The organism is Acinetobacter sp. BIGb0196 (genome assembly GCF_011759595.1).
Classification (GTDB): domain Bacteria; phylum Pseudomonadota; class Gammaproteobacteria; order Pseudomonadales; family Moraxellaceae; genus Acinetobacter; species Acinetobacter guillouiae.
In genome coordinates this window covers 1143612-1161800 of record NZ_JAAOZA010000001.1, presented here as the reverse complement: position 1 = coordinate 1161800, position 18189 = coordinate 1143612, and the positions used below count along the sequence as shown (strand labels likewise).

Below are 18189 nucleotides of genomic sequence, written 5' to 3'. Positions count from 1 at the left end.
TTTGCCCATATTTATGAAAAAATGGTCAAAATACAGATGAAAATGCAATTTTTTAGTAATTTTAGTCTACAAAAATTGCTTTTCACTTTATGATGTAGCCTTAAAATTATCGATTACCGAATGGATCAATAACATGACTGCTATTGCAAATAACAACGTGGTTTCTTTCCACTATACGCTGACTAACGCTGAGGGTGAAACTCTCGATAAATCACAAGGTGAACCACTTGCATATTTACATGGCGCAGGTAACATCATTCCTGGTTTAGAAAAAGCTTTAGAAGGTAAAACTGTAGGTGACAAATTTACAGTCACTATCCCAGCTGCTGAAGGTTATGGCGAATACAACCCTGACCTCGTTCAAGAAGTTCCTGCTCAAATGTTCCAAGGTGTTGAGAACATTGAAGCTGGTATGCAGTTCCAAGCTCAAACTGATGATGGTGTTCAAATCGTTACTGTTAAAGCAATCGAAGGTGACAACATCATCGTTGATGCTAACTTCCCATTAGCTGGCCAAGATCTTACTTTTGAAGTTGAAATCGCAGAAGTTCGTGATGCTTCTCCAGAAGAATTAGAGCACGGTCATGTACACGGTGCAGGTGGCCATCACCACTAAGATCTGCTTGATCGGATCGAAAAGGCAAAGTTTTTACTTTGCCTTTTTTATGCGTATTGGTTTAAATTGATGAAAACCTAGTGTGAATGAATCCATTCCTATCAATCCTATGCAAAAACAACTTCTTTGGTTCCGTCAAGACTTACGTATTCAAGACCATACTGCCCTATGGCATGCAGCGCAAAGCGGTCCTTTAATTGCACTGGTGATTCTCTCACCTGAACAATGGCGGATGCATGACGATGCACCAATTAAGCTTGATTTCTATTTACGTCAAATTCAAGCCATTCAACAAGAACTTGCTTCTATTCAAATTCCGCTGATTATCCGCACTGTTCCCTTATGGGAAAACATTGCAACAGAGATCGATCAACTCTGTCAAAAACTGAATATTGAAAATGTACACGCCAATATTGAGTGCGGTGTTAATGAATTAAATCGAGATTTCCAAGTTCAAACACAACTAAATCAAAGTAACCGTGATTTGGTTTTATATCATGATCGCACTCTGTTCCCTGTCGGTTCAATTCGCAATAAATCCAATCAACCCTATCAAGTCTTCGGTGCATTTAAAAAATACTGCTATGAACAACTGAGTATTTCGATCCCGCAATGCTTCCCTATCCCAGAGACTCAAGCCTTAAATGATGCAATAGATGTGGGCGAGTTGAATAACAATAGCCTGCCGACTTTGGCCGAGCTTGGTTTTACATTCGATCCGAATAAGATCAACAAGCAGTGGCAAATTGGCGAACAATATGCCTTGAATGTCTTGGATGATTTTATTGAAAACAAAGTCCGTCATTATCAACTCGAGCGTGATTTTCCCCAAATTGAAGCCACCAGCCAGCTCTCAGCCTATTTAAATATAGGCATCCTTTCAATTCGACAGTGTTTCAATGCCCTCTTTCGAGCACAATTCGGACATTTTTCTATTGATCATGTTGGTCAACAAACATGGCTCGATGAGCTACTTTGGCGTGAGTTTTATCAGCATATCCTGTTTGATTTCCCGCGTGTGTCAAAGCACTTGCCCTTTAAAATGCCCACACAGCAGCTACAATGGCGCGATGCCCCAAATGATTTAAGCGCTTGGCAAACAGGTCAGACAGGGATTCCTATCGTCGATGCAGGTATGCGCCAGTTACTTCACACAGGCTGGATGCATAATCGGATCCGTATGGTTGTCGCCATGTTTCTCACCAAGAACCTATTGATTGATTGGCGTTTAGGTGAGCAATGGTTTATGCAACATCTTATTGATGGGGATTTGGCTGCCAATAACGGAGGATGGCAATGGTGTGCATCCACAGGAACAGATTCCGTACCTTATTTCCGTATTTTTAACCCTATCAGCCAATCGCAGAAATTCGATGCACAAGGTGACTACATTCGACAGTGGGTTCCAGAGCTTGCACATTTAGACGCAAAAACCATTCATGAACCTTATGCAAAAAATCCCAATATTGAGCTCAATTATCCAAAGCCAATTGTGGATTTAAAACAAAGTCGTATTCGAGCAATTGAAGCTTTTAAGCAGATTTAAAGTCTCACTTAAAAGCGTTCTCAATGGTTTGATTAAATCGCGTGTTGAAACAATTTAAACGGATTTTGAGGATGGTTTTTTGGGCGTTCAATCGATTCAAAATAGCAGTAATATTTAAAGATGCGATCCAAAGAAACATAAAGCACTTTTTGTTCTGAAACTGACCAGATTTGCGCATGGTTAGAACCTGATAAGGTACTTCCACTCAATTGGAACAGATAAAAATCTTGTGTACGTTGAATGCGTTTTTGAGTAGCTTGCGTGTCTGAACTTGATGAAACCTGACTGGATGAATTTAATAATCGACACGGTGTATTAATTAGCCATTTTTCACTAAACCAAAGCTGTAACAGATCACCCAAATACAGTTTTTTTTCAGTAAATGGCCAAACATTTAAATAGGCTTGTTCAACTTGGATAAAATATTGTTCAGGATCTTGCAAGATTGAAAGGTAGTTTTCTTGATAGAATGAGAAGTTTTCAAAAATTTGAGAAATAGTAAGCGTATTCATTCGCTGTCTCCTATTTAGCCATTTAGTGCTGGCAAGTTGGTTTTAAATCCACACTGTTTAAGTCAAACTTAAACACTCTTTATGGTTTTAATCTAACAAGACCGTTTCACTATTGCAACTGTCAGAATCAATTTTTTTAATTTATCTATAGATTGCTCAAATAAAAACCATACAGTGTACAAATGAAGAAAAGATGACAGGAAAGGCTTGACCCATAAAGATATATCCTTATAATCGCATTCAGATTCTCCAATAGCTCAGTCGGTAGAGCGACGGACTGTTAATCCGCAGGTCCCTGGTTCGAGCCCAGGTTGGAGAGCCAAATTCTAAAAGCCCACTTATCAAAGTGGGCTTTTTTTATTTCAGAACTAGACACAGGGTGTGACAAACTAAAGCAACAGTTCCATCAGGTTTTTATTAAACAGCACAACAAAATAGACCAAAGCATTGCTTTGGTCTATTTTTTAAATTCAGTTTTTAATCAGGCAAGCAGTTAAACTGGCACACCGCTATGGAAACGAAAAGTCTTATCAGGCGTTAAAATCAAATCCTTCTCTACTTCACGAATCAATTCGATGCGTTGCTGAATATCCTCTTCTGGATCTTTTAATTTAGCAGTTTTAGCAACATCTAAAGCCAAAGCTAAATAGTCCTCATAGTGACGAGATTCAGATTTCAGTAAGTAACGGTAATAACGACCCAACTCATCATCTACCAATGGCGCTAAGGCATAAAATCGTTCACAAGAACGTGCTTCAACAAACGCACCAATCACCAAAACATCAATCAAAGCTTCTGGTTCATAAGTACGAATTTCTTTACGCAAACCACCTGCGTAACGACCTGCACTCAGACCTTTCCATTCTTGACCACGCTTGGTCATAAACTCTAACACTTGTTCATAATGCAACATTTCTTCACGCACAAGTTGTGCTAATTTGATCTGCAAATCGGTAAAAAAACTGTAGCGAAACATCAAGTTCATTGCTGTTCCAGCCGCTTTCTTTTCACAATTCGCATGATCCTGCATGAGCAATGAGAGATTGTTCAATGCCTCATCCAACCATGCCTTTGGCGTTTCACAGCCTAAAAAAGCAATCACAGGTTGCATAAGCTCATCATAATTCATATTCGACATGATCAATATTCAACAACGTAAATCAAAAATTAAATTAACCAGCTGCATGAAGTGCGGCCTTCATGTCCTTTACAGCTTGTTCCAATCCAACAAATACACTTTCGGCAATAATCGAATGTCCAATATTGAGTTCATGAATCTGAGGAATTGCAGCAATTGCAGCCACATTGTCCAAATTCAAACCATGACCAGCATTAACGACCAAACCTTTAGATGCGGCGTACTCAGTACCTTTAATAATTCTTTCGAGTTCAATCTGTTGAGCTTCAGCAGTTTTAGCGTCTGCATAAGCACCCGTATGTAATTCAATAGTGGGTGCACCACAAGCAATTGCAGCATCGATTTGTGCAAAATCAGCATCAATAAACAAAGATACATCACAACCAATTGCAGTTAATGCCTGAGTCGCAGCTTTAACATCTTCAAAATGCCCAAGCACGTCTAAACCACCTTCTGTGGTGATTTCTTGACGTTTCTCTGGCACAAAACACACATGATGTGGTTGAATCTCTTTTGCAAATGCAACCATTTCATCAGTTACAGCGATTTCCAAGTTCATTCTTGTCGTCAATACAGGTCGCATACGGCGCACATCATCATCTTGAATATGACGACGATCTTCACGTAAGTGTAAAGTGATGCCTTCCGCCCCTGCTTGTTCGCAAATTAATGCAGCTTTCACAGGATCAGGATAAGTCGTTCCACGTGCTTGTCTGAGTGTTGCAACATGGTCAATGTTTACACCTAGCAATGCAGCCATAACATTCTCCTAATTAACCAATAAAATAAAATTAACGGCTCAACGTTTTAGATTGAGCATTTTGAACCCAAAGCTGACGACTTTTTAATGGTCGATCACCTAAAAGTGAAGTAATCATTTGTCGATAGAGTTTAGCCAATAATTGTAACTGCTCTGGGCTAAAATCCCTACCCTTTTCATAATTTGCCATGCTTAGAATTTGTTGGCCCAGCAACGTCCCAGACGAGGTATATGACACTGGTGTAAAGCCTTCGGCCAATTGAAATTGATAACGTTGGGTCAGCATAATCTCTTGTTGATTTGAATCATGCCCATAATCCAGTGGATAGCCCAACTCTTCTAACAGTGCGTGTTCAAACTGGCGTAAAATTTGTCGAAGAAATAAATCAGCTTGTGGATGTTCAGCCAATTTTTGTAAATGTTGTAAAGTTAAATGGTATTGCTGAAATGTTTCAGACATCATTTCTTCAAGCGGACATAAACGAAGCAGCAGTTCATTTAAATAAAAGCCTGAAAAGAAAGCATCCCCATAAAAGAAAATCGGTTGATTGAGTATTTCGAGTTTTGAAAAATTTTTAAGCTCGGATTTTCCCGATGCTTGTAAAGTAATCGGTTGGTATTGTGGTGGTGGGGTTTGTCTAAGAATACCGTCGACACGACCATGCTCTTGTGTAAATAAGTGCACAATATGACTACGTTCTCTGTATTTTCGATGATGGATTAAATAACCATGCAAGATTTCATTACGCATCTAGCTTGAACTTAATCATCCTTTTGTTTTTTCTTATCATCGTCATCATCCCCATCAGGAATAACAGCGCCTACAACCGCAGCAGTGCCTTTAACCACGCCTTTGGTGGTTTTATAAGCAACTTTGACGGGAACTGTCACAATTTTAGTGATACAGCCTTGTAACATGATTATGCAAGCAAGAATTGCTATAACTCGAATCATTTCAGTTCCCAAAAAGTCAATTAAATATCGCTGTAACCTAAACTTTTTAAAGCACGTTCGTCATCAGACCAACCACCTTTAACTTTCACCCAAAGTGTTAGCATGATTTTTTGCTCAAACATTTTTTCCATGTCGACACGAGCATCCATACCAATTTTCTTCAGCTTAGCACCTTTTTCACCGATCACGATGGCTTTTTGCCCAGGGCGATCAACAAAAATTGTGGCATCAATATAAGTACATGCAGCTTTAGGACGACCCGTTTTTTCATTCACTGTCGCTTCTTCTGTTTTAAATGATTCAATTTGAACCGTTAAATCATAAGGCAGCTCTTCGCCTAACTGACGCATAATTTTCTCACGAATGATTTCACTGGCAAGAAAACGTTCTGAACGGTCAGTTAACTGTTCTAAAGAATATAATGGTGGCTGGAATGGTAGATACTTTTCAATCGCTTCACGCAAATGATCCAAGTTTGCACCACGTAATGCTGAAACAGGAACAATTTCAGCAAAATTCATCAACTTCGCACGTTCTTGGATCAACGGTAAAATCATACGCTTATTTTCTAAGGTATCGATTTTATTGATAATCAAAACGACTGGCATTTCTGCATTTTGCAGTTTTTCTAAAACCAAGTCATCATTTGGTGTCCATTTCTGGGCATCTAAAACAAATAGAACCAAATTGACATCACGTAATGCAGAATGTGCAGCTTTGTTCATCATTTTATTGATCGCACGCACTTCTTTCTTGTGCATCCCCGGTGTATCAACAAATACAGCCTGAGACTTTTCACGACTATCAATACCAATGATTTTATGGCGTGTTGTTTGTGGCTTACGTGAAGTAATTGACAACTTTTGACCCAATAAATGGTTCATCAATGTCGATTTACCCACGTTTGGACGTCCTACAATTGCAACAAATCCACTTCGATAATCCGAAGGGATTTCTGTACCTTGTGAGCTAAAAAATTGATTAATTAACTCATTACCGCTTTCAGACGGCTCGTGATCAGCATCATTGTGATCGGAATGTGTACTCATGCAGTTTACTGCTCCAATATCTTTAAAAAATCCGCCGCGACTGCTTGTTCTGCAAAACGGCGACTTGATCCCTCACCCATCATTTTAGGCAAGCCATCTACTGTACATTCTACTTTAAAATGCTGGTTAGGTGCATCACCCTGAATATCTACGACCTCATAAACTGGGAGATGCTTTTTACGAGCTTGTAGATATTCTTGCAAACGTGATTTTGGGTCTTTGAGTTGATCTGTCGGTTCGATATGATCTAAATACGGTTCATACCATTTTAAAACAATCGATTCCAACAAAGGCAAATCTCGTGTTTCGGTATAAATCGCGCCAATAATTGCTTCAACTGTATCTGCTAATATTGACTCACGATGATGACCGCCTGATTTCAATTCACCTGTACTTAAAATTAAACTTTGACTTAACTTTAAATCATTGGCAATTTTACCCAATGCTTCTTGGCGTACCAAAGTTGCGCGCATACGCGTCAAACGACCTTCATTTTCATGAGGATACGCATGATATAAGTAGTTTGCGATGATCATACCCAACAATGCATCACCTAAAAACTCTAGGCGCTCATAGTTGTATTTGTGACTCACCGAGCGATGAGTCAGCGCGAGTTGTAGTAACTCGTATTGTTTAAACTGGTAACCGATTCTGCTCTGTAAGCGAGGATCACTTACTTTCAACTGACCTTTGATCAAAACTCTTCTCGAAAGTGAGGACTAAATCTATATTCAGCATGAAATTTTTTCGTACTTCATATTTTTTAGTCACTTGTAAACCATCTTTAGTTGATACAGTCGCAATATCCTCAAGTTTAGTATCTCGGATATTGTTCATTTCTAACCGTTTATCAACTTCTGTTGCAAATTTCATTGGTGTGATTTCAGCAGAGCTATTCTTTATCTGCTCTACAATTTGGTTATTAATCACACGATCATCCCAGTATAAAGGCCATACAGCAACTATGATTTTCAACATAAAAGCTAAAGCAATTATCCCCAGTAAAATTCCAATATATGAAGCGCCTTGTTGATTTTTACGCATTTTTTTTATCCAACAGCTCAGAATGAATAATCTTTAATCGCAATTGAAAATAATCATATAATTGAGTCAAATACACTGCTGCAGACTCACTGATCATTTTCAATTGTTATAAATTTTTTATCCACTGCAAAACCTGGTGTGATAAAAAACTTTACCGCACTATTATCCTTGAAACTGCATCAAGTTGCTAGTTTAAATCATTTGTTCTATTTCATTTTTCTTATAAATCAAGACAATTTTATAGCTTTAACAGATAAAAATAAAGGTCAATAAAAATTGACCTTTATTTGATTTTCTAAACTGTAGCCGATTAGTTAATTGCACCATTGCGACTAAATGAAGGCATTTTTAAACCAGGTTCCTTATGCATCCACACATATATTGCATGACCAGTTAAGTTCTCTTCAGGTACAAAGCCCCAAAAACGACTGTCTGCACTTTGGTCACGGTTATCACCCATGGCAAAATACTGGCCTTTTGGAACAGTCACTTCCCAACTTTGACCATTTGATTTTACAAAGCGGTCATTTGCAGTTGCTACATAAGGTAGGTCTTGTTTTTTCTGTGCATAATTAAATGCTGAAACCAAAGTATTTTGACCTTCCAACAAACGAACTAAATGCTTATGCGTACCCATCGTTTCATAATAGTAGATTGACTTAGGCGTATCTAAAATATCTTTTTCACGACTAAACTCAGCAGGTACTTGCTCAACATTTTTACCATTGATTGTAAGTTGACCATTATTGAATTCAAGATGGTCACCCGGTAAACCAATAATACGTTTGATATAACTTATTTTGGGATTTTCTGGATAACGGAAAACAGCAACATCACCACGTTGTGGCTCACCAATATTAATTATCTTGGTATTGGTAATCGGTAAACGCACACCATACTGGAACTTATTCACCAAAATATAATCACCTGTTTCTAAAGTCGGTACCATAGAATCAGAAGGAATATTAAACGGTTCAAATAAGAATGAACGCAATACCAAAACTACTGCTAGAACAGGCCAGAAATCATATGCCCATGAAATGATGACATTTTCATTCCCCTTACCTTTTGTTGCACGTTGTTTCAGTACAAACTTATCCAGTAACCATAGCCCAAAAAATATAAGCGTTGCAGGAACGAGAATTAAATTAAAATCAAAATCCATGAGCAATAAGACCTCTAGTTTTTATCTTTCTACTTTTAACACAGCAAGGAACGCTTCTTGTGGGATTTCAACACTACCCACTTGCTTCATGCGTTTCTTACCTTCTTTTTGTTTCGATAACAGTTTCTTCTTACGAGAAACGTCACCACCATAACATTTAGCCAATACGTTTTTACGCATCGCTTTGACTGTTGAACGTGCAATGATTTGTGCACCAATTGCAGCTTGAATCGCCACATCAAACATTTGACGCGGAATCAAGTCTTTCATCTTTTCAACTAAAGCAATACCACGGTGACGTGCATCATTACGATGACAAATCATTGCCAAAGCATCAACCTTATCACCATTAATTAACACATCAACCTTAACTAGAGATGAACTCTCAAAACGCACGAAATTGTAATCCAGTGAAGCAAAGCCACGTGAGCAAGATTTCAATTTATCAAAGAAATCCATAACCACTTCTGCCATTGGAATTTCAAAGGTAATTGATACTTGGTTACCCAAGAATTTCATATCTTTTTGCACACCACGGCGCTCGATACATAAAGTCATGACATTACCCAAGTATTCTTGAGGCACTAAAATATGACATTCAGCAATCGGCTCGCGTAAATCTTCAACTGTTGAACCGTCAGGCATTTTAGATGGGCTATCGATATAAATCGTTTCACCATTTTTCATCAATGCTTCATAGATTACGGTTGGCGCAGAACTGATTAAGTCTAAATCATACTCACGCTCTAGACGTTCTTGTACAATTTCCATGTGTAGCATTCCCAAGAAGCCACAACGGAAACCAAAACCTAAAGCATCTGAGCTTTCAGGTTCAAAGAACAACGCAGAATCGTTAATTTGTAACTTATGTAGCGCTTCACGGAATGGTTCAAAATCACTGGCATCAATTGGGAATAAACCCGCATATACCTGTGGTTTTACCTTTTTAAAACCCGGTAAAGTTGCAACATCAGGTGTGGTTGCCAAGGTAATCGTATCACCAACTGGCGCACCAAAAATGTCTTTGATCCCAGCAATGATAAAGCCAACTTCACCCGCTTCTAAAATACCTGTATCAGTATGTTTTGGATTAAAAATACCAACCGAAGTGATGATGTGCGATTGACCTGTTGATTTCATCAACATTTTATCGCCTTTACGCACACGACCTTGTTTGATACGAACAAGTGATACAACACCTAAATAGTTATCAAACCAAGAGTCAATAATTAAGGCTTGTAAAGGTGCGTCACGGTCACCTTGCGGTGCTGGAATAATGTCGACCAATGTCTCTAAAACAGACTCTACACCTAGACCTGTTTTTGCCGAACATGTTGGTGCATGTGTTGCTTCAATACCGATAATTTCTTCGATTTCATGAATAACACGTTCAGGTTCTGCTTGTGGCAAATCGATTTTATTCAGGACAGGTAGTACTTCTAAACCCTGCTCAATTGCGGTATAGCAGTTTGCAACAGATTGCGCCTCAACCCCTTGTGCAGCATCGACAACCAACAATGCACCTTCACAAGCTGCAAGAGAACGCGATACTTCATAAGAGAAATCCACGTGTCCCGGTGTATCAATAAAGTTTAATTGATACTCTTGCCCATTTGGATGGGTATAGTACAAGGTTACAGAAGCCGCTTTAATGGTAATCCCACGTTCACGCTCAAGCTCCATAGAGTCTAGGACTTGAGCCTGCATTTCACGGTCTTGCAATCCACCACACATTTGAATGAAACGGTCTGCAAGTGTCGACTTGCCGTGGTCGATATGAGCGATAATCGAAAAATTACGTATATTGTTGATATTAACGGATTTCTTAGCTACTGCCATACACTACTCTAAAAATATGTACACAATCATGTACTCAATATCAAAAGTACTTATGACGTGCAAAAAATGAAATATCTTAATTGCTGCACAGTATAAGCAGAACATGGTCAAAAATATAGTAATTACATATAAAAATAAGACCTGCTGTGTATTGTTTTATCAACTGTGTCAATCCATGCTTTTAATCTGGTGACTCACAAGAACGAGCAGAACCAAGCGCTTTTTCTTGATACTTATGCATCCTGACACTTCTATTCTTAGCTAAATAGTGTTCCAGCATACTTGATGCATAGATGGATAGTTATCTTTAACGCTGCATCAATCATTAGCCTCATGATTTTTCATTGATGTCACCTTAATCATAGGAGATGAATCATTCGCAAATGCAGAAATGAGCGATGTTCTTTCTGTTCGTAGAATCTGTAATCGTCTTTTTAATAAAAATAGGATCGGACTCATAAAAAGTTTGAGCCAGACTATAAAAAAATAACTGATTAAATATCATGATAAAAAAGAATGATTCAACAAAATATCAATAAAACACATAAAATAACTTCAGCAGCTTCAAACAAAATTAAAATAATTTACAACTTTTTGACTCTTTTTATATTCCTCAATCGTTTTAGTAATAGCTTATCTAAACAAAAACATTAACGTGGTGCTGTGCAGATAGAAATTAACCTTATTGGCGAATCTAAAGCACTTGATTCAAGCTCAATAGAAATCTTTGTTCAACAACAGATTACAGTGACCCCAAAATGACAAAACAGTCAGGTCATTGATATGAATATTATCCTTTTAGGTTGCAACGGCCATACCGCTGTGACCATGATTGAATGGTGAGACAATTTGAATAAAGACCATGATCCTAAGCCTAACATGCAACAGACCCAACTGATTACTCTGGCAGAACAGCTTCGCCCTGAACTGCATCGCTACTGTTCGCGACTAATGGGCTCTGTCATTGAAGGTGAAGATGTTGTTCAGGATACGCTTGCACGGGCATTGCTTGTGATTGACAAAATACAAGATTTTCAGATGTTACGTGCCTGGTTATTCCGTGTAGCACATAACCGAGCACTTGACTTACTCCGAAGTCGAGCCATTCGAATAACAGAAGCTATAGATACTACTACTGACGATATTGAAGATATAAATACCTCTGATCCGATGGAGATGCTGATGCGCGAGGAAACAATTAAAATGGCCGTTTCACGATTTATGCAACTCCCAGTACTTCAGCGCAGTGTCATCATTCTTAAAGATGTTCTTGATGAGCCTCTTGTAGACATTGCTACCCTACTGAATCTCTCAGTAGACTCAGTAAAAGCCCATCTTTCCCGTGGACGTGCTCGACTGCGCGAACTCAACATAACCACTGAAGAAGCACAAATTGTCCGACCAACATCTGATGCAGTAGCAAACTATGTAAAGCTGTTTAACCTACGCGACTGGGATGGGTTAAAAGCATTACTTTCTGATGATGTCAAACTCAGTCAGTCTACTCATCCTATCCGTGTTGGCGCTGCCGATGTCTCCATGTTCTTTGGTGCCTACGCAAAAATTGACCATATCTGGCTTGTTCCCGCCTGGCTTGGAGATCGTGAGGTCATTGCTGTCTTTGAAAACCGTATAGACCTCAAACCAAGTTATATCATGTGGCTGGAATGGCAAGAAGGCAAGATTAGCTTTATTCGAGATTACCGCTATGTGCGATATGTTGCCGCTGATGCAGAGCTGATATTAACCCCAAATAAATAAACAATTAGGCTCGTCATCATACTCAAACCCACTCGCCATTGAGCATAGCTATTGTTGATGAGCCAAATGCCTTAAGGAGAATGCCATGAAAGCACAAGCAATCCGTATTCCAGATTTAGCACGTGAAGTATGTCCTTTAGAAAATATTGGCTATGAAGATGCTTTTAGCATTGATATTCCGACTCCCATGATGACTAAAAAGTACAGCGCTGAAAAATGGGCATATGAGATTTTTGCCAATGCTCCTCCAGCAATCAATCAGATCGTTAGTCAGTCATGGAATACCTTGGGATTTAAATCTAAATCTGAATCACACTGGCAATCACTAGAATCAGCAACAATGATCAAGCAAGATGATTTAATCATGATGGTTGTTCACTCTGATTCAGTTGATATTCAAATATGTATGGTCATCAACCTGATCGAATCTCAGCTGATCTTCTCTTCTTTCTTTAGCCGCGGTCATAAATGGTTCTCAACACCCACCTTGAAAATGATGACAGTTCCGCATCGCTTCATTGCACCATATTTACTTAACACTGCGGCTGAGCGTATGAAATTAAAATCATACATTTTTATTGTTTAAAAATAGCTCATCTCAAAATTGAGTAATGTCACTCATACAATTGCATGTTTTTTTACAGATAAGCTCTCCATTGAGAGCTTTGTTTTATTTGTCTATCTTGCTCAAATTTTTCCTACCCCCCATATTCCCTTCTAATCGATGTTGTAATTTTGCCTAGTATGGCCAAGTAGCCAATACATTATCCTGCCTTTTCGGCTGTAGATGATGATTTAAAGTGATTCAACACATTTAAGCGTAGATGATAAAAATCATGTCCTGCCAAAAAAATCACGTCAACTATCTTTCGATTCCACACCTGCCTCATCATCGCAAGTTATCAATACACATCCACATGATCAGAATGATCAGCGACCCATCAACTGATATAAAAAGTCGAGTCGAAAGTACGTCGCTAGATCAAATTAAAATAATTTAGAGGCTTTTTGACTCTTTTCCAAGGCTTCAATCGTTTTAGTAGTACATCACTTTATTAGACATTGGAGAAATCGTCATGAATCTGAAAGACAAAAAAGTCGTGGTCACTGGTGGTAGTCGTGGTCTCGGTTTAGGTCTAGTTGAAGCACTGGTTGATCAGGGTGCAAAAGTAACTGTGGTTGCACGTAATGTAAAAGATCTTGATGCAGTCGCTGAACGGCTAGGTGTTTATACCATTTCAGCAGATATCACAGATGAAGCTGCGGCACACCGTATCATTGCAGACATTCGTCCAGATGTACTTGTGTTAAATGCTGGAGCAGCCCCTCGTATGGGGCTTTTGGACGAATTAACTTGGGAAGAATTCTCTATCAATTGGGAAACCGATGTCAAAGCAGCCTTTTTCTGGTTTCAAGCGGTATTAAAAACACCACTTGATCCAGGCAGCCGAGTTTTAGTGGGATCTAGTGGTGCCGCTGAGTCTGGTTCTCAAATGACAGGTGGCTACGCCAGTTCTAAACGTGCGCTTTGGTTCATGACCAAATATGCCAATTTGTTTGCGCAAGATAAAAATCTTGGTATTCAGTTTCAGGCCATCGTTCCACGGCTGATGGTTCTTGGTACGGGAGTTGGCGACTCAGCAGCAGGTGCTTATGCAGCAGCCATGGGAATTACACCTGAAGAATTTGTCTCCCGCTTTGGGGCACCTATGCCACCGAGAGCTTTTGGTGATCATGTGATTTCAATACTTAAAGAGCCTCAATTTGCTGAGAGTATGGTACTGGGACTCAATGGTAATGATGGCGTGACGGTTATCGATTTATAACCACCACTCAAAAGATCAGGGTTATACAGCCTGCGCTAAGTGAAGCTGTTATTTCCCTGATCATAATTTAAATAATTTGATTTTCGCTCAAAACCTAATTAAGGCATCATCCTATGATCCACCTACATTACTGGCCAACGCCAAATGGCCATAAGATCACTATTTTTCTTGAGGAAGCAGGTCTTAAATATGATGTAACACCTGTGAATATCGGTCGGGGGGATCAGTTAAAATCAGCCTTCCTTGCTATTTCACCCAATAACCGTATTCCAGCAATCATCGATGATAGTCCAGATGATGGTGGCGAGCCTTTGAGTGTGTTTGAGTCTGGCGCAATTCTTCAATATTTGGCTCAAAAGAGCGGATTATTTCTCTCCAGTGAACCCAGAGCACGAATCATGGCATTGGAATGGCTGTATTGGCAAGTCGGTGGGCTTGGTCCAATGTTAGGTCAGAATCAACATTTCGCAAAGTATGCACCTGAAAAAATTCCTTATGCAATCGAACGTTATGTCAATGAAACCCGACGCCTCTATAAAGTGTTGAATACTCATCTCGACGGACGTACTTTCATTACAGGTCAAGATTACTCAATTGCCGATATGGCAGCATATCCTTGGATCGTTCACCATGAAGAACATGGCATAAAGCTTGCTGATTTCCCTCATATTAAAACTTGGTTTGAAACAATCCGTGAACGCCCTGCTATTCAGCGTGCATATAAAGTTGCTGAGAAGGTACAAGTGATGGATCCAACTCAGGACAGCTTGGCACACAAAATATTATTTGGTTTGACTCAATAAAGTCAGGTCGTAACGAAATGAATTTGTTGCTGAACGATACATTATTTAGCAATAGTGTAAATGAGTCCTGAGATGCATGTCGTTACGATCAAATCCCCTATACATTTACGACTCTGAAAATTTATTTCTCTACTGGTCTTTATTTAAACGATTTTTTGAAAATTTATGCAAATTACAATTGAAACCCGCACTTATATTTTAGATCCAGGAAAGCTACGATATTATAATGGAAACACATATATTTATAATGAATGGCTAATTGGTCCACAACATAAACAAAGCTACCAAATCGATTATGAAAAATTGATAATATTGATCAATGTCGCTCAATATACCCCATTGATCAATGCAACGATTCCGCAAACACTGATCTATGATCAGTTTCTCAACCCAAAATTAAATAAATTACTGAATGGTTTAAAAAAACTGGATATTGAATTAAGCATCCAACAAGGTGAAACAGTTTTATTGCCAAGTGATATACAAATAGATCTGGGTATGCAGGATACTGCAGTTAAAAAAGAATTTAGTAGAAATATGCTGATTAATATATTGAATTCAGGAGCTGAATTTTTCTTAATGCGAACAGGACCTTCCCTTAATTAATTTTTTATTATCAAATAGATATTTGATCAATCCTTTTTATAAAGAAGGAACTTTCAGTACCAATATAATTCAGTTAACATGATTATTTTTTGATTTATAGAAGCGGTTTCATAATATTTGACTGCCGATCTTTTAAATTTAAAATATTTAATTATAAGCTGTATAAATGCACAATTTTTAAATTTATAAAAACCTGATCAAATGATTCTTTATTCAAAAAAATAAAGGACATAACATGTTCATTATTTGATAATAGATAAAAAATTAATTATTGATTTTTATCCTTCTGCATTTTTCCAATAACTTCTCTAGAAACATATTACTTTCCAATATAGTCATCAAAATGATTGATTTGAATACGCTCCAGCTTCAAATATTTTATATTTAAAATTTTAGCATTTTCTTGATGCTGCCCAATCGCAAAACCTAGACATTTTTTACTCATACTGTCATTTGCATCAGCCAATCCACTGAACATGAGCAATGGTAAAGAGTCTGTTGACAACTCATCTACGTTTGCGACTACGTGTGTTTATTAGGCGTTAGCAGGCACAAAATACGAAATTTAGTCATTCCAAATGATCAGAAACATCATTTCACAAGCTAACACGTAGCGGCAAAAACACGCTAGTCACCGCTACGCCTTGCGCTGCAAACAAAGCAGGGCTTTGTTCTTGCTCAGGTAGCAAAAATAAATTCTGCTGAGTGGAGGTGTTCTTTAAGCATTTGTTTATTGAACTCGCTCATGATATTGTTCTATACAATAAATAGTTTTGTCATAGGTCAATGTTGTGCTCAAAGAAATTATTTCAGACAGACTGAGTGAAATTAAATTAACGATTGAGAAAGCCTGTCTCAAGGTGAATCGAGATCCTTCTGAAATCAGATTATTGCCCGTCAGTAAGACCTTTTCAGCAGAACATGTCCGAGCAATTCACGCTCTAGGATATGACTGTGTAGGGGAAAATAAAGTTCTTGAAGCCAAGAGTAAATATGAGGAACTAAAACAACTTAGCAATTTAAAATGGGTGCTGATTGGGCATCTACAGCGCAATAAAGTGAAATATGTAGCCCAATTTATCAGTGAATTCCATGCCTTAGATCGCGTCGAACTTGCTTACAAACTGAATAGCGCCTTAGAAAAAGAAAATCGGGTTATGCCTGTCTTTGTCCAAGTCAATACATCAGGCGAAAGCAGTAAATATGGCATTCAGCCTCACGAGCTAGAACATTTCATAGAACAATGTCTGCCATTTACCTACATAAAAATCGTTGGATTGATGACTCTGGCAATACATAGCCATGTCCCTAATGAGGTCAGGCAGTGTTTTCAGCTTTTAAGAACCCTAAGAGATCAAATTTCAAAAAAGCACCCAGAGATACAACGGCTTTCAATGGGCATGTCTGGAGATTTTGAACTTGCGATCGCTGAAGGTGCAACAGATATCAGGATTGGACAAGCAATTTTTGGCGCACGTTCCAAACCAGACAGTTATTACTGGCCTACTGAATAGAGCATCACGATGAAAACTCATTATCAGATCAATATATATCGAGAAAAAAAGTTACTCGGTACTTTTACACCCAATCATCTTGCTTCACAAAATTCGATTCAACAACTCATCGCAACATTAACAGCAATTGATCCTATTGACGTTGAGTTTGTACAAGTGACTGAAGATATGCGTGTTCTTATTTATCAAAATGGTCAGATGAGAACGTTGTCCTCTCAATACTCTTATCAAAATACAACTGCTGATTTAGTTTTTCAACAGAATGAAGAGTCATCCAATTCAGTTTGATTCATAGCGCTGATCCACACTTATTTCACCGAGAGACAAACATGAACATGATAAAACACCAAGTTATTAATGTGATCCAATTTTTAAGTTTTGAGGATACCGGAAGTTTTAGCCCCGTACTTAAACAGATGGGCTATGACATTTGTGTTTTTCAAGCAGGTGTAGATGACCTAAGTACTATCTTACAAGAAAAGGACCCGCTTATCATTCTTGGCGGGCCAATCAGTGCATATGACTTAATCACCTACCCTTATCTAAAAGAAATCATCGTGGGATTGAAGCAACGATTAATAACCAATTATGCAACTTTTGGTATTTGTTTGGGTGCTCAACTGATTGCAACTGCTTTAGGTGCAAGAGTATATCCCGGCCATATCAAAGAAATAAGATGGGGGCGTTTATCCTTGAGTGCTCAGGCATTTGCATCACCTTTAAGGTTTCTTGAAGGTATACATGTTTTACATTGGCATGGTGATACATTTGATTTGCCGACTGTTGGCACGCACTTAGCTAGCTCAATTTATTATCCAAATCAAGCATTTAGTGTAGGGAGTAATATTATGGCATTACAGTTCCATGCTGAAGCCGATCCTAAACAATTTGAAAGATGGCTCATCGGTCATACTGATGAATTAAAGCAACATAAGATAGATATTCTGGATTTAAGACTTGAGAATCAATATTATGGCAATATACTGGCAGACAAAGCAAAACTTGTACTTGAAGACTGGTTAAATAACTTGATCAGGTTTTAAAGTAAATGATTGG

21 protein-coding genes and 1 tRNA gene are annotated in these 18189 nt (G+C 38.4%); 11 read left to right on the top strand and 11 right to left on the bottom strand.

Translation table 11 applies throughout. The features are described from left to right. Window positions 1–133: 133 nt before the first annotated feature. Both FHR28_RS05340 and FHR28_RS05335 read left to right on the top strand, forming a co-directional pair. Entirely contained in the window at window positions 134–616 is a 483-nt protein-coding gene (locus tag FHR28_RS05340; RefSeq protein ID WP_004717066.1) for an FKBP-type peptidyl-prolyl cis-trans isomerase, read from the top strand. A gap of 109 nt (window positions 617–725) precedes the next feature. Beyond that, window positions 726–2162 carry a cryptochrome/photolyase family protein gene (locus FHR28_RS05335; protein ID WP_166782769.1) on the top strand — a complete coding sequence of 479 codons (1437 nt, stop codon included), beginning with the start codon at window positions 726–728 and terminating at the stop codon, window positions 2160–2162. Between the two features lie 32 nt (window positions 2163–2194). Here FHR28_RS05335 and FHR28_RS05330 read toward each other — a convergent pair whose 3' ends face one another. After that, the gene (locus FHR28_RS05330) at window positions 2195–2674 is read right to left on the bottom strand and encodes a hypothetical protein (protein WP_166782084.1); all 480 of its coding nucleotides are present in this window, start codon (window positions 2672–2674) and stop codon (window positions 2195–2197) included. 246 nt (window positions 2675–2920) lie between these two features. Between FHR28_RS05330 and FHR28_RS05325 the strand changes: the two genes are divergently transcribed. Then, window positions 2921–2996: transfer RNA gene (locus tag FHR28_RS05325), tRNA-Asn, on the top strand. A gap of 171 nt (window positions 2997–3167) precedes the next feature. Here FHR28_RS05325 and FHR28_RS05320 read toward each other — a convergent pair. The 9 genes from FHR28_RS05320 to lepA all read right to left on the bottom strand — a co-directional run bounded on the left by FHR28_RS05320 (window position 3168) and on the right by lepA (window position 10623). After that, complete coding sequence (locus FHR28_RS05320) at window positions 3168–3812, bottom strand: tRNA-(ms[2]io[6]A)-hydroxylase (protein ID WP_166782083.1); 645 nt, start codon at window positions 3810–3812, stop codon at window positions 3168–3170. A 34-nt stretch (window positions 3813–3846) separates the two neighbouring features. Beyond that, window positions 3847–4572: a pyridoxine 5'-phosphate synthase gene (pdxJ, locus tag FHR28_RS05315; RefSeq protein ID WP_004717080.1), complete on the bottom strand. Its 726-nt coding sequence runs from the start codon at window positions 4570–4572 to the stop codon at window positions 3847–3849. A gap of 31 nt (window positions 4573–4603) precedes the next feature. Continuing rightward, window positions 4604–5323, bottom strand: coding sequence for a DNA repair protein RecO (gene recO, locus FHR28_RS05310; protein WP_004717082.1), 720 nt, complete (start codon window positions 5321–5323; stop codon window positions 4604–4606). An 11-nt stretch (window positions 5324–5334) separates the two neighbouring features. Beyond that, on the bottom strand, window positions 5335–5526 hold the full coding sequence (locus FHR28_RS05305; protein ID WP_004717085.1) for an NF038104 family lipoprotein: 192 nt from the start codon (window positions 5524–5526) through the stop codon (window positions 5335–5337). 20 nt (window positions 5527–5546) lie between these two features. Next, window positions 5547–6575 carry a GTPase Era gene (gene era, locus FHR28_RS05300; protein ID WP_004717086.1) on the bottom strand — a complete coding sequence of 343 codons (1029 nt, stop codon included), beginning with the start codon at window positions 6573–6575 and terminating at the stop codon, window positions 5547–5549. A 5-nt stretch (window positions 6576–6580) separates the two neighbouring features. Next, on the bottom strand, window positions 6581–7273 hold the full coding sequence (gene rnc / locus FHR28_RS05295) for a ribonuclease III (protein WP_004717088.1): 693 nt from the start codon (window positions 7271–7273) through the stop codon (window positions 6581–6583). Further along, the gene (locus tag FHR28_RS05290) at window positions 7245–7619 is read right to left on the bottom strand and encodes a DUF4845 domain-containing protein (RefSeq protein WP_004717090.1); all 375 of its coding nucleotides are present in this window, start codon (window positions 7617–7619) and stop codon (window positions 7245–7247) included. Before FHR28_RS05290 ends, rnc begins: the two co-directional genes overlap by 29 nt. 310 nt (window positions 7620–7929) lie before the next feature. Then, window positions 7930–8784, bottom strand: coding sequence for a signal peptidase I (gene lepB / locus FHR28_RS05285; RefSeq protein ID WP_166782082.1), 855 nt, complete (start codon window positions 8782–8784; stop codon window positions 7930–7932). 21 nt (window positions 8785–8805) lie between these two features. Continuing rightward, window positions 8806–10623, bottom strand: a complete 1818-nt coding sequence (gene lepA, locus FHR28_RS05280) for a translation elongation factor 4 (protein ID WP_004717093.1) — start codon at window positions 10621–10623, stop codon at window positions 8806–8808. 849 nt (window positions 10624–11472) lie between these two features. On the opposite strand from lepA, the gene FHR28_RS05275 reads away from it, so the two are divergent. The 5 genes from FHR28_RS05275 (at window position 11473) to FHR28_RS05255 (ending at window position 15619) form a co-directional block, all read left to right on the top strand. After that, window positions 11473–12384 (top strand): sigma-70 family RNA polymerase sigma factor, encoded by a 912-nt coding sequence (locus FHR28_RS05275; RefSeq protein WP_228722018.1) that lies wholly within the window; start codon window positions 11473–11475, stop codon window positions 12382–12384. Window positions 12385–12469: 85 nt separating this feature from the next. After that, window positions 12470–12970, top strand: coding sequence for a hypothetical protein (locus FHR28_RS05270; RefSeq protein ID WP_166782081.1), 501 nt, complete (start codon window positions 12470–12472; stop codon window positions 12968–12970). A gap of 490 nt (window positions 12971–13460) precedes the next feature. Beyond that, window positions 13461–14210, top strand: coding sequence for an SDR family NAD(P)-dependent oxidoreductase (locus tag FHR28_RS05265; RefSeq protein WP_105713628.1), 750 nt, complete (start codon window positions 13461–13463; stop codon window positions 14208–14210). A gap of 113 nt (window positions 14211–14323) precedes the next feature. Continuing rightward, window positions 14324–15013 (top strand): glutathione binding-like protein, encoded by a 690-nt coding sequence (locus FHR28_RS05260; protein ID WP_004717100.1) that lies wholly within the window; start codon window positions 14324–14326, stop codon window positions 15011–15013. Window positions 15014–15178: 165 nt separating this feature from the next. Beyond that, window positions 15179–15619: a hypothetical protein gene (locus tag FHR28_RS05255; RefSeq protein WP_166782080.1), complete on the top strand. Its 441-nt coding sequence runs from the start codon at window positions 15179–15181 to the stop codon at window positions 15617–15619. A gap of 319 nt (window positions 15620–15938) precedes the next feature. Here the strand turns inward: FHR28_RS05255 and FHR28_RS05250 are convergent, their stop codons facing one another. Beyond that, complete coding sequence (locus tag FHR28_RS05250; RefSeq protein WP_166782079.1) at window positions 15939–16124, bottom strand: hypothetical protein; 186 nt, start codon at window positions 16122–16124, stop codon at window positions 15939–15941. Between the two features lie 286 nt (window positions 16125–16410). Between FHR28_RS05250 and FHR28_RS05245 the strand changes: the two genes are divergently transcribed. Genes FHR28_RS05245 through FHR28_RS05235 form a run of 3 tightly spaced genes read left to right on the top strand, consistent with a single transcriptional unit; the run spans window position 16411 to window position 18176 of the window. Beyond that, entirely contained in the window at window positions 16411–17133 is a 723-nt protein-coding gene (locus FHR28_RS05245) for a YggS family pyridoxal phosphate-dependent enzyme (RefSeq protein WP_004717103.1), read from the top strand. A 9-nt stretch (window positions 17134–17142) separates the two neighbouring features. After that, on the top strand, window positions 17143–17421 hold the full coding sequence (locus FHR28_RS05240) for a hypothetical protein (RefSeq protein WP_004717105.1): 279 nt from the start codon (window positions 17143–17145) through the stop codon (window positions 17419–17421). Between the two features lie 41 nt (window positions 17422–17462). Then, the gene (locus FHR28_RS05235) at window positions 17463–18176 is read left to right on the top strand and encodes a glutamine amidotransferase (RefSeq protein WP_166782078.1); all 714 of its coding nucleotides are present in this window, start codon (window positions 17463–17465) and stop codon (window positions 18174–18176) included. The last annotated feature ends 13 nt before the right edge of the window (window positions 18177–18189 follow it).

Excerpts from the sequence above, each read along its gene's own strand:
- FHR28_RS05340 (WP_004717066.1), top strand. The coding sequence starts at position 134 with ATGACTGCTATTGCAAATAACAACGTGGTTTCTTTCCACTATACGCTG.
- FHR28_RS05335 (WP_166782769.1), top strand. The coding sequence starts at position 726 with ATGCAAAAACAACTTCTTTGGTTCCGTCAAGACTTACGTATTCAAGAC.
- FHR28_RS05330 (WP_166782084.1), bottom strand. The coding sequence starts at position 2,674 with ATGAATACGCTTACTATTTCTCAAATTTTTGAAAACTTCTCATTCTAT.
- FHR28_RS05320 (WP_166782083.1), bottom strand. The coding sequence starts at position 3,812 with ATGTCGAATATGAATTATGATGAGCTTATGCAACCTGTGATTGCTTTT.
- pdxJ (WP_004717080.1), bottom strand. The coding sequence starts at position 4,572 with ATGGCTGCATTGCTAGGTGTAAACATTGACCATGTTGCAACACTCAGA.
- recO (WP_004717082.1), bottom strand. The coding sequence starts at position 5,323 with ATGCGTAATGAAATCTTGCATGGTTATTTAATCCATCATCGAAAATAC.
- FHR28_RS05305 (WP_004717085.1), bottom strand. The coding sequence starts at position 5,526 with ATGATTCGAGTTATAGCAATTCTTGCTTGCATAATCATGTTACAAGGC.
- era (WP_004717086.1), bottom strand. The coding sequence starts at position 6,575 with ATGAGTACACATTCCGATCACAATGATGCTGATCACGAGCCGTCTGAA.
- FHR28_RS05290 (WP_004717090.1), bottom strand. The coding sequence starts at position 7,619 with ATGCGTAAAAATCAACAAGGCGCTTCATATATTGGAATTTTACTGGGG.
- lepB (WP_166782082.1), bottom strand. The coding sequence starts at position 8,784 with ATGGATTTTGATTTTAATTTAATTCTCGTTCCTGCAACGCTTATATTT.
- lepA (WP_004717093.1), bottom strand. The coding sequence starts at position 10,623 with ATGGCAGTAGCTAAGAAATCCGTTAATATCAACAATATACGTAATTTT.
- FHR28_RS05270 (WP_166782081.1), top strand. The coding sequence starts at position 12,470 with ATGAAAGCACAAGCAATCCGTATTCCAGATTTAGCACGTGAAGTATGT.
- FHR28_RS05265 (WP_105713628.1), top strand. The coding sequence starts at position 13,461 with ATGAATCTGAAAGACAAAAAAGTCGTGGTCACTGGTGGTAGTCGTGGT.
- FHR28_RS05260 (WP_004717100.1), top strand. The coding sequence starts at position 14,324 with ATGATCCACCTACATTACTGGCCAACGCCAAATGGCCATAAGATCACT.
- FHR28_RS05255 (WP_166782080.1), top strand. The coding sequence starts at position 15,179 with ATGCAAATTACAATTGAAACCCGCACTTATATTTTAGATCCAGGAAAG.
- FHR28_RS05240 (WP_004717105.1), top strand. The coding sequence starts at position 17,143 with ATGAAAACTCATTATCAGATCAATATATATCGAGAAAAAAAGTTACTC.
- FHR28_RS05235 (WP_166782078.1), top strand. The coding sequence starts at position 17,463 with ATGAACATGATAAAACACCAAGTTATTAATGTGATCCAATTTTTAAGT.